The sequence below is a fragment of the Verrucosispora sp. SN26_14.1 genome, assembly GCF_004307965.1.
In the GTDB taxonomy this organism is placed as follows: Bacteria; Actinomycetota; Actinomycetes; order Mycobacteriales; family Micromonosporaceae; genus Micromonospora.
Window position 1 is genome coordinate 1 of sequence record NZ_SISL01000101.1, and the last position, 16,042, is coordinate 16,042.

A 16,042-nucleotide genomic window follows, 5' to 3' on the forward strand; every position below is an offset into this window, starting at 1 on the left:
CACCGGCGGCACCGGCACCGGCACCGGCACCGGAGGGCGTACCGGCGCTGGCCGCGCGGGGTGTGGTGGTGCGCTACCCGGGCACGGTGGCGGTGCGCGGTGTCGACCTCGACCTGCACCCGGGCCAGGTCGTCGCCCTGATGGGCCGCAACGGCTCCGGGAAGTCGAGCCTGCTCTGGGCGGTGCAGGGTAGCGGCCCCCGACAGGGCGGCACGGTGACCGTGCCCGGCCCGGACGGCGACACAGACCCGAAGACGCTGCCCGCCGCGCTGGCCCGCCGCCGGGTCGGTCTGGTCCCGCAGACCCCCGGCGACCTGCTCTATCTGGAGACGGTGGACGCCGAGTGCGCCCAGGCCGATCGGGAGTCCGAGATGCCCGCCGGCACGTGCCGGGCGTTGCTGGACCACCTCACCCCCGGACTGCCCGCCGACCGGCACCCACGGGACCTGTCGGAGGGACGGCGGCTGGCCCTCGCGCTCGCGGTCCAGCTCACCGCCGCCCCGCCGGTGGTCCTGCTCGACGAGCCCACCCGGGGACTGGACTACCGGGCCAAACGGCAGTTCGCCACCGTGGTCCGGCGGCTGGCCGCGCAGGGTCGGGCGGTCGTCGTCGCCACCCACGACGTGGAACTCGTCGCCAGCCTCGCCGACCGGGTGGTGGTGATGGCCCAGGGCGAGATCGTCGCCGACGGCACCGCCGCCGAGGTCATGCTCGCCTCACCGGCGTTCGCGCCCCAGGTCGCCAAGGTCCTGGCCCCGCAGCCCTGGCTGACAGTCGACCAGGTCACCACGGCACTGGCCCGATCCGGGTCGGCGCGGTGAGCGTGCTGCGGGTCGCCCCGCGTACGGCCGTCATCCTGACCCTGGCCTCCGTCGCCGCGTTCGCCACCTTCACCTGGCCGTTCTTCGTGCCCGCGCAGCCGGAGGCGACGGCGCGGACCACGGAGGCGCCGCTGGTCTTCATCGTCGTCCTGCCGGTCCTGCTCGCCCTCGTCCTGGCCGAACTCAGCTCCGGCGGCATCGACAGCAAGGCCCTGGCGATGCTCGGCGTGCTCGCCGCCGTCAACGCCGCGCTCCGCCCGCTCGGCGCCGGCACCGCCGGGATCGAGACGGTGTTCTTCCTGCTGGTGCTGGCCGGTCGGGTGTTCGGGCCCGGTTTTGGCTTCCTGCTGGGCGCCATCTCGTTGTTCGCCTCCGCGCTGCTCACCGCCGGGGTCGGACCCTGGCTGCCGTTCCAGATGCTGGCCGCCGCCTGGCTGGGGCTCGGCGCGGGGCTGCTGCCGTCCCGGCTGCGGGGGCGGGCCGAGATCGCCGTGCTGGCCGGGTACGGAGCGGTCGCCGCCTACGCGTACGGGCTGCTGATGAACCTCTGGTTCTGGCCGTTCAGCGTCGGCGCGGACACCCAGCTCTCGTACGTCGCCGGTGCGCCGGTGCTGGAGAACCTGCACCGCTTCGCGGTCTTCACCGCCGTCACCTCCACCTTCGGTTGGGACACCGGCCGGGCGGTCACCACCGCCGTCGCGATCGTCCTGGTCGGTCCGGCGGTCCTGGCCGCGTTGCGCCGGGCCGCCCGCCGGGCCGCGTTCGACGCCCCGGTGGCCTTCGCCGCGCCGACGGTCGGCCCGGCGTCGGGTACGCCGACGGTCGACTCCGGGACGGCCACTGCGACGGTCGACTCCGCGTCGGGTGCGCCCGTCGGCGGGCACGGTGTCGGGCCCGACGCGGTGCCGACCGCCCTGCCGGGACGAACCGGGGGCGGTACGCCACCCGAACGATGAGCCGGGGTGCCCGGTCGGCGGACGGGTTTGCCCGGACGCGGTCGGCGGCCGACACAAGGGGTTCCGCGCTGTCCTGACCCCCGTCGCCACGCCCGGTGCACGGCCTCGTCAGGGGCCGCCGACACGTGTAGTGCCTGATCTGTCGCGGAGTGTGGCGACGAGTGGTGGACGTCTGCCCGGATTGCGGTATCCGCAGGTGAGCGTGGGTTACGAGGTCGTAAATCGTGATCTGAGGACGGCTCAGAACCGTTGACGTGGCCTCGCTCACGCTCCTATGGTGAACCACCAGTTCACTCAGTGATCCGATCCGGGCCGGGGGAAGCCCGGCGGATCCCACGCCAGACGACGCTTCCGAGGGATTCGGAGAGTGCCTGCATGACCGTGACAAGAACGACCACCGCCGCGGTGGCCGCCCAGGGCGGACCCGCCGGGCAGGTGGACCCGCCGACACCACGCCGCCGATCCGCCCGACTGGCCGCCGCGAGCAGACGCGGTCGCGATGCCGTCGGTGCCGTCCTCGTGGTGGCGGCGCTCGCCGGCCTGTGGGAGGGGTACAAGGCGGTGGGCCGGGCCGTCGGCGACGTCGTGCCCGGCACCCGGATCGCCTTCCCCGTCGCCACCGACGACCTGTCGATGCCGCACGTGTGGACGATCCTCGGCGCACTCGTCGAACCGGCCCGGCGCGGCGACGCGACCACACTCGGCGTCTATCTGCTCGGCGAGACCAGCGTGACGTTGCGCGAGGCGTTCTACGGCCTGGTGGCCGGCGCGTCGCTCGGACTGCTGCTCGCCGTCCTCTTCCTGAACGTGGTGCCGCTGAGCAAGGGGCTGATGCCTTGGCTGGTGGCGTCGCAGACGGTCCCCCTGGTGGCCATCGCACCGATGATCGTGATCTGGGGCGGCAAGGCCGGCGCACCCCCCTGGGTGGCGGTCACCGGCATCGCCGCCTACCTCGCGTTCTTCCCGGTCACCATCAACACCCTGCGCGGCCTCAAGTCGCCGCCGAAGGTCCAACTGGAGTTCATGCGCAGCGTCGGTGCCGGCCGTTGGCAGGTACTCGGGTGGCTGCGGATGCCCGCGGCGCTGCCCTTCGTCTTCGCCGGCCTGCGCCTCGCGGCGACCGCGAGCGTGGTCGGCGCGATCGTCGGCGAGCTCTCCGCAGGCACCGGCCGGGGCATCGGCCGGGCCATCCTCACCTTCGCCTACTACTACTCCAACGGCCCCGAGAAGTTGTACGCGGCCGTCCTGGTCGCGGCGGCGGCCGGCATCGTCTTCGTGCAGTCCCTGGCACTCATCGAGCGCGTGGCGCTCCGGAACCGGCAGACCCGGTGACCACCCCGTCCGCCTCCACAACTCCTGGAGAGAAGCTGATGTCCGAGGCCGCGATCATTTCCGTGCGAGGAGTCACCAAGCAGTTCACCGGCGGAGACCGCACGGTGACGGCGCTTGAGGACATCGACCTGTCGATCGAGCGGGGCGAGTTCGTGTCCCTGCTGGGTCCCAGCGGTTGCGGCAAGAGCACGCTGCTGCGGATCCTGGCCGACCTCACCGAGCCGACCAGCGGCACGGTGTCGCTCAACGGCAAGACGCCGGCCGCGTCCCGGTTGGACCGGGACTACGGCATGGTCTTCCAGCAGGCCGGACTCTTCGAGTGGCGGACCGTGCAGCGCAACGTCGAACTGCCGTTGCAGGTGGCCGGAGTGGACAAGTCGACCCGGCGGGCCAAGGCCCACGAGATGCTGGAACTGGTCCGGCTCACCGACTTCTCCCGCCACTTCCCCTGGCAGCTCTCCGGCGGCATGCAGCAGCGGGTGGCGATCGCCCGCGCGCTCTCGGCGGACCCGGAGATCCTGTTCATGGACGAGCCGCTGGGCGCGCTCGACGAGATGAACCGCGAACGCCTGCAGGGCGAACTGCTCCGGATCTGGTCGGACACCCAAACCACGGTCGTCTTCGTGACGCACAGCATCTCCGAGGCGGTCTTCCTCTCCTCGCGGATCGTCGTGATGTCCGCCCGGCCCGGCCGCATCGCCGCCAGCATCGACGTCGACCTGCCGTACCCACGGACCGCGGCGACCCGGACCACCGACGCGTTCTTCGCCAAGGTGACCGAGGTGCGCGCGGCGCTGCACGGCGCCCCGGCCGAGCAGGCGGCCCGATGAGCGCCACGCCTCTCGCGCGGACCACCCCGCCCGCCGCCGCGGTGCGGACGGCCCTCGGCCGCTTCCTGCCGGTCGTGCTCACGGCGGTGGTGATCCTCGGCTCATGGCAGTTGGTCGTCACGGTCTTCGACGTCCCGTCGTTCATCGTGCCGGCGCCGGTGGAGATCTCGTCCGCGTTCCGCTCCGAGTTCGGCACGATCATGTCGGCCTCGGTGGTCACCGTGCGGGCGGTACTCCTCGGTCTCTTCCTCGGCGCGGTCGCCGGGGTCACGGTGTCGCTGGCGCTCAGCCGCTTCCCGGGCGTGTCCGGCCCGGTGCTGACCGCCGCCGTCATCATCAACTGCGCCCCGATCGTGGCCCTCGCACCGATCTTCAACAACTGGTTCGGGGTCACCAACCCGATGTCCAAGGCGGGCGTGGCCGCGGTGATGGTCTTCTTCCCGGTCCTGGTCAACACCACCAGGGGACTCCTCCAGGTCTCACCCCTGCACCTGGAGATCATGCAGTCGCTCGCGGCACAGCCACGACAGGTGGCGCTCATGCTGCGGCTGCCCAACGCGTTGCCGTACCTGTTCAACGCGCTCAAACTCGGCAGCACGCTCGCCGTGATCGGCGTGATCGTGACCGAGTACTTCGGTGGACCGAGCAACGCGCTCGGGGTGTACATCGCCTACCAGGCGGCCCTGCCCCGCTTCGAGTACGCCTGGGCCGGGATCGCCGTGGCCAGTGCCCTCGGTCTGCTGCTGTTCGGTGCCACGTCCCTGCTGGAACGCCTCCTGATGCCCTGGCACGAGTCCCTGCACGACAGCGACTCCTAAGAGCCCGGATCCCCCACGAAATGTTGGAGTCAGATATGGCCCTGCACCTACGGCGGACCTCGCGGAGGAACCGCCCGATCACGATCGCCGCCAGCCTCGCCGCCGTCCTGCTCGCCGCCTCGGCCTGCGGCGGCATGTCCGACGGCCCGAGCGAGTCCGCGGCCGAGGCCGCCAAGAACTGCGAGTCGACCACCAAGGTCCGGGTGGTGCTCCAGTGGGTCGCCCAGGCCCAGTTCGCCGGCTACTACGCGGCGAAGGAGAAGGGGTACTACGCCGAGGAGTGCCTCGACGTCACCATCCAGGAGGGCGGCGTCAACATCGTCCCCCAGCAGGTGCTCTCCGCCGGCAACGCCGAGTTCGCGGTCAGCCACGTCACCAAGACGATGGTCACCCGGGAACAGGGCGCGGACCTGGTCAACATCGGCCAGGTGTTCCAGCGCGGCGCGTACCTCCAGGTCGCCTGGGCCGACTCCGGCATCAAGGAGCTGACCGACCTCAAGGGTAAGAAGGTCGGCAGCTGGGGTTACGGCAACGAGCTGGTGCTCTTCGCCGCGATGAAGGACGCCGGTGTCGACCCGACCAAGGACGCCGAGATCATCCAGCAGCCGTTCGACATGTCGCTGCTGCTGCGTAAGGAGGTCGACGCCGCCCAGGCCAAGACCTACAACGAGTACGCCCAGTTGCTGGAGACCAAGAACCCGGACACCGGCGAGCTGTACCAGCCGTCGGACTTCTCCGTGATCAACCTCCAGGACGCCGGCTACACCAGCCTTGAGGACGGCGTCTACGCCCGGGGTGACTGGCTCAAGGAGCAGGTCAACCAGGACACGGCGGTGAAGTTCCTCAAGGCGTCCTACCGGGGCTGGGGCTTCTGCCGCGACGAGCTGGACGACTGTGTGGACATCGTGCTCAACGCCGGTAGCGCGCTGGGCAAGGGACACCAGACCTGGATGCTCAACGAGATCAACAAGCTGATCTGGCCGGCCGCCAACGGCGTCGGGATGATGGACCAGGCGGCCTGGGACCAGACGATCAAGATCGCGATGGGCGGCGGGGTGCTCAAGGGCGTGCCGGACTCCGACGCGTTCCGCACCGACCTGTCGAAGCGCGCCAACGACGAACTGAACGCCGACGGCTTCGACGCCAACGGGAACTCCTACACGCCGGAGACCGTGACGATCACCGAAGGCGGCAGGTAGGCGAGCGGCCGGGTGCCGCGCGGCTCCCGCCGTTCGGCACCCGGCCGCAGCCGATGGCTTCTGCCAAGATGTGGGCCGTATCTCACGGCTGACGGCAATTGATGGAGGTAGCGATGGCGCCCAGTGAGGCGGGCCTGGTGCGACGCACGATCTGGCTCCTGCGGGCGGTGGCGGCGCACCCGGAAGGTGTCGGGCTCAGCGAGGTCGCCCGCGAGGCGGGTATCCCGAAGGCCACCTGCTATCGGGTGCTCACCGTGCTGGAGCGGGAGAGCTGGCTCACCCTGGATCCGATCACCCGTCGTTACCGGGTGTCCCTCGGTCTGCTCTCCATCGTGGGCGGACTGCTCGACGGCGGTGGCGCCTACGGCCACATGCGCGAGGTGCTGCGCAACCTCGCCGAGGAGACCCGGGAGACCGCCGGCTTCGACGTGCTGCTGCCACCACAGGTGATGGTCGTGGCGCAGGTGCCGGGTCCGTCGCTGATCGGGCAGACGCTCAAGCCGGTACCCCGTACCCAGCCGGTCTGGGCCACCTCCACCGGCAAGGTGCTGCTGGCGGCGCTGAGCGCGGAGTCGGTGTGGGAGGACTTCACCGAGGAGTTCGCCGAGCACGCCCCGCCGGAGGTGGGCGACCTGGAGTCCTTCGTGGCCTCGTTGGACGCGGTCCGGGAGCGCGGATTCGCCTTCGCGTACGACGAACTTGAGGTCGGGGCGGCGTCGGTCGCGGCACCGGTGCGGCTGCGCGGCAACACGCCGTACGCGGTCTGGATCGGCGGGCCGACGTACCGGATCACCCGCGAGCGCATCGACACCATGGCGGAGTCGGTGATCAAGGCCGCCCGGCAGCTCACCGACCTGCTCAGTAACGCAGACATCGACATTCCGAGTGCCTTCGCCAGACGCTAGGGCACCCGCCGACCGCACCGGCTCGTCCACGGCGAGGTGTGCGGTGAAGGAGGAGACAATGGCCGTACCAGCCGAGGTGTTGGCGGCGGCACTGACGGTGGTCGACAAGACCCCCAAGGGGCTGTACGTCGACGGCGAGTGGCGCGCGGGTCGGGACGGTGCCGTCCTGCCCGTGGAGGACCCGGCGACCGGCACGACCGTCGCCGAGGTGGCGGACGCCTCGGTCGAGGACGGGCGGGACGCGTTGGCCGCCGCAGCCCGGGCCCAGGCCGGGTGGGCCGCGACCCCGCCCCGGGAACGGGGCGAGGTGTTGCGCCGGGCGTTCGACCTGATCATCGAGCGCCGTGACGACCTGGCCCGGATGATGACCCTGGAGATGGGCAAGGCGTTCGCCGAGTCCCAGGCCGAGGTGAGCTACGCCGCCGAGTTCCTGCGCTGGTTCGCCGAGGAGGCGGTCCGCATCGACGGCGGCTACCTGCCGGCGCCGGGCGGCAACTCGCGGGTCGTGGTGATGCGCCAACCGGTCGGCCCCTGCCTGCTGGTGACCCCGTGGAACTTCCCGATGGCGATGGGCACCCGCAAGATCGGTCCCGCCCTGGCGGCCGGGTGCACCGTCGTGGTCAAGCCGGCCAAGCAGACCCCGCTGTCCATGCTGGCGCTGGTGCGGATCCTGGAGGAGGCCGGCCTGCCCCGGGGCGTGGTCAACGTGATCACCACCTCGCAGTCCGGCCGGGTCACCTCGGCCCTGCTCACCGACGAGCGGCTGCGCAAGCTGTCGTTCACCGGTTCGACCCCGGTCGGCCGGACCCTGCTGGCCCAGTCCGCCGACCGGGTGCTGCGGACCTCGATGGAACTGGGCGGGAACGCGCCGTTCCTGGTCTTCGCCGACGCCGACCTCGACCTGGCCGTCGAGGGGGCGGTCCAGGCCAAGATGCGCAACGTCGGTGAGGCGTGCACCGCCGCGAACCGGTTCTATGTGCACCGCTCGGTGGCGTCGCGCTTCGTCGAGGCGCTCGCCGAGCGGCTCGGCGGGCTGCGGGTCGGGCACGGGCTGGACCCGTCGACCGACGTCGGGCCGCTCATCGACGGCGTCGCGGTGACCTCGGTCGCCGAGCTGGTCGCCGACGCCACGCAGGCCGGTGCGGCGGTCGTCACCGGTGGCGGGCCGGTCGAGGGAGCGGGGCACTTCTTCGCGCCGACCGTGCTCTCCGGTGTGCCGGACGACGCCCGGTGCATCCGCGAGGAGATCTTCGGCCCGGTCGCCCCGGTGGTGGCCTTCGACGACGAGGACGAGGCGGTCGGCCTGGCCAACGCCTCCGAGTACGGTCTGGCCGCGTACGTCTTCACCGAGAACCTGGGCCGTGGTCTGCGGGTGACCGAGCGGCTGGAGAGCGGGATGGTGGGCCTCAACCAGGGCGTCATCTCCAACCCGGCGGCTCCGTTCGGCGGCGTCAAGCAGTCCGGTCTGGGGCGCGAGGGCGGGACGGTCGGCATCGACGAGTACCTCACCGTCAAGTACGCGGCGGTGCGGGCACCATGGTGACCCGCTTCCTGCTCGCCGGGGTGCAGATGGCCCCGGTCTTCGGTGACGTCGCGGCGAACGTCGCCGGCACGTCCGCCTGGATCCGGGCGGCGGCCGAGCGGGGAGCCCGACTCGTGGTGTTGCCCGAGGCGGCCTCGGCGGGGTACGTCTTCGCCGACCGGGCGGAGGCCACCCGGTACGCCCAGCCGGTGCCGGACGGGCCGACGGTCACCGCGTGGGAGCGGCTCGCCGCCGAACTGGACGTGTGGATCGTGGGTGGGGTGACCGAGCGCGACGGCGACGCGGTCTTCAACTCGGCGGTGCTGATCGGTCCGACCGGGCACCTCGGCACGTTCCGCAAGGCCCACCTGTGGAACGACGAGAAGGACATCTACGACCGCAACGTCGACGGCTTCCCGGTCTTCGACACGCCACTGGGCCGGATCGGCATCGGGATCTGTTACGACGCCTGGTTCCCCGAGACGTTCCGCAGCGCCGCGGTGCAGGGGGCCGACCTGGTGGTGCTGCCGTCGAACTGGGTGCCGGTGCCGGGACAGCCGAGGGCGGCACCGGCGATGGCGAACCTGATGTGCATGACCGGCGCGCACTCCAACCAGTGCTACGTCGCCGGGATCAGCCGGATCGGGGCGGAACGCGGTCAACCCTTCATCGGCCGGTCGGTCCTGGTCGGACCGGACGGCTGGCCGATCGCCGGCCCGGCCAGCGGGGACCGTGAGGAACTCGTGCTGGCCGAGGTGGACCTGATCGGTACGCGGGCGCAACGGCTGCACAACCCGTTCAACCAACCGCTCGCCGACCGGCGGACCGATCTCTATGTGACCGACGGACCGGCTCTGCCCGCAGTGCTGCCGTCACCGCGCTGACCTGCGTGGACGGCGAGAGATGAACCTCGCCGGATAGCCGGATACGTCCCTGGGGGCTATTGACTCGCACCCTCGGCAACGCCAGGATATGAACCAATGGTTCATCCAATGAACCACTAAGGAGTGATCGTGAGCATCCGGGTTCGCAAGCTGATCCGTCACCTCGAAGAGACGCGGCTGGAGAACGGCAGAGCGGTGCAGCCGGTGCACCGGGTCGCCTTCGCCGGCGTGGTCATCGAGAATCCCTACCCCAGCGAGTACGTGCAGGACCTGGTCACCCTGGCCGACGAGATCGGCCAGGAGATCGGCGAGCTGGTCGGCCCCGCCTGCGTGGAACTGCTCGGGGCCGAGGTCGAGGCGTTCGGCAAGGCCGCGCTCGTCGGCATCGACGGCGAGGTCGAGCACGGCTCGGCGCTGATCCACAACCTGCGCTTCGGCAACGTCTTCCGGACGGCCGCCGGTGGCACCGAGCTGCTGCCCGCCGCCGAGAAGGTCGGCGTACCCGGCAGCCCGATCGACATCCCGCTCAAGCACAAGCTGGACTCGAAGACCCGGTCCCACCACCAGACGGTGACCCTCCAGGTGGCCGACGTGCCCCGGCCCCGGGAGATCCTCGTGGTCTGCGCCGCGTCGAACACCGGACGCCCGCTGGCCCGCCTCGCCGCCTTCGGCGCCGAGCTCAAGAGCAACTGACGCAAGCGCTCGACGGGACGGAGCCAGCCGATGACCATCACCGACACCGACACCACCACCTGGACCAGCGAGCGGCTCAAGGAGACCGACAAGGAGTACGTCATCCACTCCTGGTCGGTGCAGGGCAAGCTCGACCCCATCCCCGTGGCCGGCGGATCCGGTTCGTGGTTCTGGGACTACGACGGCCGCCGCTACCTCGACTTCCAGTCCCAACTGGTCAACCTGAACCTGGGCCACCAGCACCCCCGACTGGTCGAGGCGATCCGCGCCCAGGCCGAACAGCTCTGCTACATCGGACCCGGCTTCGCCGAACGGTCCCGGGCGGAACTGGCCGAGATGATGGCCGGCATCACCCCCGGTGACCTCAAGATGAGCTTCTTCACCACCGGCGGCGCGGCGGCCAACGAGAACGCCGTCCGGCTGGCCCGGCACGTCACCGGCCGGCAGAAGGTCATCGCGCGGTACCGCTCGTACCACGGCGCCACGGCGGGCGCGATGTCGCTGACCGGCGACCCGCGCCGCTGGGCGGCCGAGCCGGGGATGAGCGGCGTGGTGCGGATGCTCGACCCGTACACCTACCGCTGCCCGGCCGGGCACCCCGACCCGTGCCCGGTCTGCTCCGGCGGGCCGCACCTGGAGGAGATCCTCCGGTACGAGAACCCGGAGACCGTCGCCGCCGTGATCGTCGAGCCGGTCACCGGCACGAACGGGCTGCTCTACCCGCCGGACGGCTACCTGCGCTCGCTGCGCGAGGTCTGCGACCGGTACGGCATCCTGCTCATCTTCGACGAGGTGATGGCGGGATTCGGGCGTACCGGCGAGTGGTTCGCCTGCGACCACTGGGACGTCGTGCCGGACATCCTCACCACCGCCAAGGGGCTGAACTCCGGGTACGTGCCGCTCGGCGCGATGACGGTCTCCACCCGGATCTCCGAGTGGCTGCGCGACAACATGTTCTGGGGCGGCCTGACGTACGCCGGGCACCCGCTCGCCTGCGCCTCCGGCGTGGCCTCCCTGCGGATCATGCAGGACGAGGACGTGGTGGGCAACGCGCGGGCGATGGGGGAGCGGCTCGGTGCCGGTCTGGCCACGCTGGCGGAACGCCACCCGAGCATCGGCGAGATCCGGGGCCGGGGGCTGTTCTACGGCGTGGAACTGGTCCGCGACCGCGACACCCGCGAACCGCTCGTGCCCTTCAACGCCAAGGGACCGGCCGCCGCACCGGTCGGCCGGCTGCTCAAGGCCGCGATGCAGCGGGGCGTCTACCTGACCGCCAACTTCAACGTCCTGCGGCTGACCCCGCCCCTGGTCATCACCGCCGACGAGATCGACCTGGCGCTCGGCGTCCTCGACGAGGTGCTCGACCTCGCCGACGAGCACTACCAGAACTGAGCCATGGCCCGGCGGGTGACGGACCCGCCGGGGAGAGGAGAGGCACGATGCCGACGACGCTGATCACCAACGGCACGGTCGTCAACGCCGACGCCGCGATCCGCGCCGACGTGCTGGTACGCGACGGCCGGATCGTCGCCCTCGGCACCGGGACGGACTGGACCGCCGACCACGTGGTGGACGCGACGGGCAAGCTGGTCATGCCCGGTGGCATCGACGCGCACACCCACCTGGAGTACCCGGTCGACGGCTTCAGCACCCACACCGCCGACGACTTCCACAGCGGCACGGTCGCGGCGGCGTGCGGCGGCACCACCACGGTCATCGACTTCGTCAAGAAGGAACCCGACCGGACGCTGTACGACACGTACCTGCGGCGGCGGGACACGGCGGCGGCCAAGGCCGTGGTGGACGTCGGCCTGCACGCCATCGTCCCGCCCCGCGCCGCCCAGCCGGACGTCCTCGACGACCTGCGCCGGCTGGTCGGCGAGGGCGCGACGAGCTGGAAGTTCTTCATGGCCTACCCGGGCCAGATGGTCGACGACGACGAGCTGCTCGACGGGTTCGAGCTGGCCCGCGACCTCGACGTGCTGCCGATGGTGCACGCCGAGAACGGACACATGGTGGCCCGCGAGGTGCGGCGCCTGGTGGACAGCGGCCGGACCGCCGAGAGCTTCCACATGCGGGCGCACGGGCACGACTCCGAGGCCGAGGCGGTGCACCGCGCGGTCGTGCTCGCCGACACCATCGGCACACCGCTGTACGTGGTGCACGTGTCCAGCGCGGAGGCGGCCGACGAGATCAGCCGGGCCCGGGCCGCCGGGTCACGGGTCTACGGCGAGACCTGCCCGCAGTACCTCGTGGTGGCCTACGAGGACTACGCCGACCTGGGGGAGCGGGCCGCCGCGTACGTCTGCTCCCCGCCGATCCGGGAACGCAGCAACCAGGACGGCCTTTGGCGGATGCTCGCCACCGGTGCCCTCTCCACCGTCGCCACCGACCACGCCGGTTTCTGCCTGCACCAACCCGACGACCTGCCGCCGCAGAAGCTGCGCAGCCCCGGCTACTTCCCCAAGGTGCCCAACGGTGTCCCCGGCGTCGAGGACCGGCTGATGGTCCTCTGGCAGTCCGGCGTGGTGAGCGGGGTGATCGACCCGTGCCGCTTCGTGGACCTGGTCGCCGCCCGCCCGGCCAAGCTGTTCGGCCTCTTCCCCCGCAAGGGCGTCGTCGCGGTCGGGGCGGACGCCGACCTGGTGGTCTGGGACCCGGCCGCCGACCACGTGATCACGGCGGCGGGCTCGCACACGCGCACCGACTACAACATCTACGAGGGCATGCGCGTGACCGGCCGACCGGTGCACGTCTTCTCCCGGGGCGAGCACCTGGTCGACCCCGACGGCCTGCGGACCGACACCCCCGGCCGGGGCGCCTTCCTGACCCGCGACGCGCCGCGTCTCCTCTGACCCACCGAATCCCCTGCACCACGTACGAGCGGAGCTGGACAGATGACACTTCCCCTGGGTATCCACGTCGGTGAGCGACTCAGCCTGGAACAGACCTACTGGCAGGCCGAGTTCGCCGACCAGAACGGGTTCGAGTCCGTCTGGGTCGCCGAGGGACGACTCGCCCGCGACGGCATCGTCCCGGCGGCGATCATCGCGAGCAAGACGCGGAACGTGAAGATCGGCACCGGTGTGGTCAACAACAAGAGCCGCAACGCGGCCCTGATGGCGGTCACCTTCAAGACGCTGGACGAGATCGCGCCGGGCCGGGCCATCCTGGGCATCGGCGCCTGGTGGGAGCCGCTGGCGACCAAGGTCGGCCAGCCGCTGTCCAAGCCGCTCAAGTCGATGCGCGAGTACATCACCGTCCTCCAGACGTTCTTCCGCAACGAGGTCGTCAACTTCGACGGTGAGTTCGTCCAGATGCAGGACGTGCGCTTCGACAGCATGTACCGGGAGAACAAGCCGGTGGACATCCCGATCTACATCGGCGCGGTCGGTCCCCGGATGCTCGAACTCGCCGGTGAGATCAGCGACGGCGTGCACATGGACTTCCTGCTGCCGCCGTCGTACATGGTGGGTGCGAAGCAGGCGATCGGCCGTGGCCTGGCCAAGCGGACCGACGGCCGCGACGCCATCGACCTGACCCAGATCGTCTCGTGCAGCGTCAACGACGACGACCCGCAGGAGGCCATCGACGCCTGCAAGGCGTTCCTCACCCTCTATCTGTGCCAGCAGCCGCACATCGCCGAGCACTGCGGGGTGGAGCGGGAACTCGTCGACCGGTTGCAGGAGATCGCCGGCTGGCCCGCCACGCCCGAGGACATCAAGCGGGCGATGCACCTGGTCCCGAACAGCCTGGTGCAGAACGTCACCGCTTGCGGCACCACCGACGCCGCCTTCCAGAAGCTCCAGGCGTACCAGGAGGCCGGCGTGCGCTGCCCGATCATCTCCACGCTCGGTGACAAGGAGCAGACCCTCACCCGGCTGGCCCAGGCCGCAAAGGCATGACCGGGGCCGGAACCCCTGACCGCAGTCCTGATCAGCGCTCATCAGCGGTAGCAGACCGTTCGGGGCCGGCTCTGACCGGCGTCGCCCCGGTGGTCGGAAAGGTCCCCTCGTGAAACTCGCCGCCCTGCAACTCCGCGCCACCGACGACCGGACCGAGACGATCGGCCGCGCCGCCGACCTGATCGACGCCGCCGCCGACCAGGGCACCCGGATCCTGCTGCTGCCGGAACTGTTCGCGGTGCCGTTCGTCCAGCCCGAACCCGACCTGGACTACTTCCGGTACGCCGAGGGACTCGACGGTCCCTCGAACCGGATGGCGGCCGAGCGGTCGAAGCGGCACCGGATGACGGTCGTCTCCTCGATCTTCGAGGCGGGGCAGGTCCCCGGCGTCTACCACAACACGGCCTGCACCTACGTCGACGGTGAGCTGAAGTCGGTGTACCGCAAGTCGCACCTGCCGTTCTCCAACGGCTTCCCGGAGAAGTTCTACTTCCAGCCGGGCGGCACCGAGCCCGACGTGGTGCAGACCGGCGAGACCGGGGTCGGCACCATCATCTGCTACGAGCGGCACTTCCCCGAACTCAGCCGCGTGGTGGCCCTGCGCGGCGGCTCGGTGCTCTGCGTACCGGTCGCCTCGGCGAGCGCGCCGATGCGCGAGGTGTTCCAGTTGGAGCTGCGCGCCCACGCCGTGTTCAACGGGCTCTTCGTCATCTGCGCGAACCGGGTCGGCACCGAGGGGACCAAGGAGTACTTCGGCCTCAGCGCGGTCTACGGCCCCAACGGCGACGTGCTCGCCCAGGCCGCCGACGACCGGGACGACATCGCGGTGGCCGAGGTCGACCTGGACCTGGTGGACCTGTCCCGCCGTCGCCGCCCGTTCCTGCGCGACCGCCGGCCCGAGCTGTACGGCCGGCTGACCCGGATGGAGCCGGAGACGTGACCCCGGGTCCGTGGGTGGTGGTCGTACCCGCCAAGTCCTTCGCGGCGGCCAAGACCAGGTGTGTCGGCCTGGCCGCCACCGACCGTGCCGCGCTGGCCCGGGCGATGCTGACCGACGTGCTCGGTGGGCTGACCCGGGCCCGGCGGGTCCGCGCCGTGGTCGTCGCCACCACCGACCCGCAGGTCACCGCTACGGCGTTGGCCTGCGGTGCCGTGGTCGCCGGCCGCGTCGGCCCGCCGGACCTGAACGCGGAGGTCCAGGCGGCGCTCCGGCTCGCCGGCGAGGCGTACGGCGACGCGCGCCTGGCCGTGGTGATGGCCGACCTCGCCGCGGCCCGTCCGGCGGAGTTCGACGCGGCGCTGGCGGCGGCCGGAGCGTACCCACGGGCGGTCGTGTCGGACGCCGACGGTACCGGCACCACCCTGCTGGCACTGACCGAGGCCGCCGACTTCCGTCCCTACCTCGGGCCCGGCTCGCGCCGCCGCTTCCTCGCCGACGGCTACCACGACCTGCCGGTGCTCGCCCCGGGGCTGCGCCGGGACGTGGACACCGTGGCCCACCTGCTGGACCTGCGGGTCGGTGACCTCGGGGCCGGCACCCGGGCGTGGGCCGCGACACCACCGTCCGTCGGCCCGCCCGTCGGCACCCGGCCCGTTCGTCGGGCCCATCCGCACGGCATCCGGCACCCGGCCTGAGGTGACCTCGGCCCGGACGTCGAGAATGATTCACTGATCACGAGGTCGGCACCCCACCGGAGGAACACGATGCGCCCGCTCACCAGCCGGGCCACCGGCGATCGCACCTGGCTGGTCGCCGTGGCCGCCAGCCTCTGGGGTTTCTCCAGCCTGCTGCGGGAGCCGCTGGCCCGGGAACTCCCCGCGTTGAGCGTGGTGCTGGCCGAACACGTCGTGCTGGTGCTGCTGGTGTCACCCTGGGTGATCCCGGCCGTCCGCGCGCTGGCCCGGTCCTCGGCGCGGACGAAGCTGGCCGTGCTGGTGATCGGCGCCGGCTCCTCGGCGCTGGCCACCACGCTCTTCACCGCCGCGTTCCGGCTGGGCGACCCGATCACCCCACAGGTGTTGCAGAAGCTCCAACCGGTGCTCGCCCTGGTCCTGGCCGCGCTGCTGCTGGGGGAGCGGGTCGGCCCCCGGTTCCCGCTCTTCGCGGTGCCCGCGCTCGTCGGCGCCTGGCTGCTGGCCTTCCCCGACCCGCTGGCGGCGCAGCCGCGCGGCCTGGC

16 protein-coding genes are annotated in these 16,042 nt (G+C 71.3%); all 16 read left to right on the top strand.

Going from position 1 to position 16,042, the window contains the following annotated elements; all coding sequences use genetic code 11:
* The coding region (locus EYA84_RS12180) for an energy-coupling factor ABC transporter ATP-binding protein (protein ID WP_131053152.1) at nucleotides 1-821 on the top strand (821 nt) is incomplete at its 5' end.
* Entirely contained in the window at nucleotides 818-1,777 is a 960-nt protein-coding gene (locus tag EYA84_RS12185) for an ECF transporter S component (protein ID WP_236145725.1), read from the top strand. The genes EYA84_RS12180 and EYA84_RS12185, both read left to right, overlap by 4 nt.
* 375 nt (nucleotides 1,778-2,152) lie before the next feature.
* A complete protein-coding gene (locus EYA84_RS12190) occupies nucleotides 2,153-3,109 on the top strand; it encodes an ABC transporter permease (protein WP_131053153.1) in 957 nt (318 codons plus the stop codon).
* A gap of 53 nt (nucleotides 3,110-3,162) precedes the next feature.
* Nucleotides 3,163-3,939, top strand: coding sequence for an ABC transporter ATP-binding protein (locus EYA84_RS12195; RefSeq protein ID WP_394347563.1), 777 nt, complete (start codon nucleotides 3,163-3,165; stop codon nucleotides 3,937-3,939).
* Nucleotides 3,936-4,757 (top strand): ABC transporter permease, encoded by an 822-nt coding sequence (locus EYA84_RS12200; RefSeq protein WP_131053155.1) that lies wholly within the window; start codon nucleotides 3,936-3,938, stop codon nucleotides 4,755-4,757. Before EYA84_RS12195 ends, EYA84_RS12200 begins: the two co-directional genes overlap by 4 nt.
* A 20-nt stretch (nucleotides 4,758-4,777) precedes the next feature.
* Entirely contained in the window at nucleotides 4,778-5,956 is a 1,179-nt protein-coding gene (locus EYA84_RS12205; protein WP_201272375.1) for an ABC transporter substrate-binding protein, read from the top strand.
* Between the two features lie 113 nt (nucleotides 5,957-6,069).
* A complete protein-coding gene (locus EYA84_RS12210; RefSeq protein WP_161594958.1) occupies nucleotides 6,070-6,861 on the top strand; it encodes an IclR family transcriptional regulator in 792 nt (263 codons plus the stop codon).
* Between the two features lie 58 nt (nucleotides 6,862-6,919).
* The gene (locus tag EYA84_RS12215) at nucleotides 6,920-8,404 is read left to right on the top strand and encodes an NAD-dependent succinate-semialdehyde dehydrogenase (protein ID WP_131053157.1); all 1,485 of its coding nucleotides are present in this window, start codon (nucleotides 6,920-6,922) and stop codon (nucleotides 8,402-8,404) included.
* On the top strand, nucleotides 8,398-9,267 hold the full coding sequence (locus EYA84_RS12220) for a nitrilase family protein (protein ID WP_131053158.1): 870 nt from the start codon (nucleotides 8,398-8,400) through the stop codon (nucleotides 9,265-9,267). Before EYA84_RS12215 ends, EYA84_RS12220 begins: the two co-directional genes overlap by 7 nt.
* Nucleotides 9,268-9,396: 129 nt before the next feature.
* The gene (locus EYA84_RS12225; RefSeq protein ID WP_199489138.1) at nucleotides 9,397-9,960 is read left to right on the top strand and encodes an amino acid synthesis family protein; all 564 of its coding nucleotides are present in this window, start codon (nucleotides 9,397-9,399) and stop codon (nucleotides 9,958-9,960) included.
* A gap of 30 nt (nucleotides 9,961-9,990) precedes the next feature.
* On the top strand, nucleotides 9,991-11,352 hold the full coding sequence (locus EYA84_RS12230; RefSeq protein ID WP_131053159.1) for an aminotransferase class III-fold pyridoxal phosphate-dependent enzyme: 1,362 nt from the start codon (nucleotides 9,991-9,993) through the stop codon (nucleotides 11,350-11,352).
* 47 nt (nucleotides 11,353-11,399) lie between these two features.
* The gene (gene hydA, locus EYA84_RS12235; RefSeq protein ID WP_131053160.1) at nucleotides 11,400-12,815 is read left to right on the top strand and encodes a dihydropyrimidinase; all 1,416 of its coding nucleotides are present in this window, start codon (nucleotides 11,400-11,402) and stop codon (nucleotides 12,813-12,815) included.
* 42 nt (nucleotides 12,816-12,857) lie between these two features.
* Nucleotides 12,858-13,865, top strand: coding sequence for an LLM class flavin-dependent oxidoreductase (locus tag EYA84_RS12240; protein ID WP_131053161.1), 1,008 nt, complete (start codon nucleotides 12,858-12,860; stop codon nucleotides 13,863-13,865).
* A gap of 109 nt (nucleotides 13,866-13,974) precedes the next feature.
* A complete protein-coding gene (locus EYA84_RS12245; RefSeq protein WP_131053162.1) occupies nucleotides 13,975-14,805 on the top strand; it encodes a nitrilase-related carbon-nitrogen hydrolase in 831 nt (276 codons plus the stop codon).
* Nucleotides 14,802-15,500, top strand: a complete 699-nt coding sequence (cofC, locus tag EYA84_RS12250; protein WP_131053163.1) for a 2-phospho-L-lactate guanylyltransferase — start codon at nucleotides 14,802-14,804, stop codon at nucleotides 15,498-15,500. The genes EYA84_RS12245 and cofC overlap by 4 nt, the downstream gene beginning before the upstream one ends.
* Before the next feature lie 69 nt (nucleotides 15,501-15,569).
* Nucleotides 15,570-16,042 (top strand): EamA family transporter (locus EYA84_RS12255; RefSeq protein WP_153227105.1); only part of this gene is annotated, 473 nt, incomplete at its 3' end.

Excerpts from the sequence above, each read along its gene's own strand:
- EYA84_RS12190 (WP_131053153.1), top strand. The coding sequence starts at position 2,153 with ATGACCGTGACAAGAACGACCACCGCCGCGGTGGCCGCCCAGGGCGGA.
- EYA84_RS12200 (WP_131053155.1), top strand. The coding sequence starts at position 3,936 with ATGAGCGCCACGCCTCTCGCGCGGACCACCCCGCCCGCCGCCGCGGTG.
- EYA84_RS12205 (WP_201272375.1), top strand. The coding sequence starts at position 4,778 with ATGTTGGAGTCAGATATGGCCCTGCACCTACGGCGGACCTCGCGGAGG.
- EYA84_RS12210 (WP_161594958.1), top strand. The coding sequence starts at position 6,070 with ATGGCGCCCAGTGAGGCGGGCCTGGTGCGACGCACGATCTGGCTCCTG.
- EYA84_RS12215 (WP_131053157.1), top strand. The coding sequence starts at position 6,920 with ATGGCCGTACCAGCCGAGGTGTTGGCGGCGGCACTGACGGTGGTCGAC.
- EYA84_RS12220 (WP_131053158.1), top strand. The coding sequence starts at position 8,398 with ATGGTGACCCGCTTCCTGCTCGCCGGGGTGCAGATGGCCCCGGTCTTC.
- EYA84_RS12230 (WP_131053159.1), top strand. The coding sequence starts at position 9,991 with ATGACCATCACCGACACCGACACCACCACCTGGACCAGCGAGCGGCTC.
- hydA (WP_131053160.1), top strand. The coding sequence starts at position 11,400 with ATGCCGACGACGCTGATCACCAACGGCACGGTCGTCAACGCCGACGCC.
- EYA84_RS12240 (WP_131053161.1), top strand. The coding sequence starts at position 12,858 with ATGACACTTCCCCTGGGTATCCACGTCGGTGAGCGACTCAGCCTGGAA.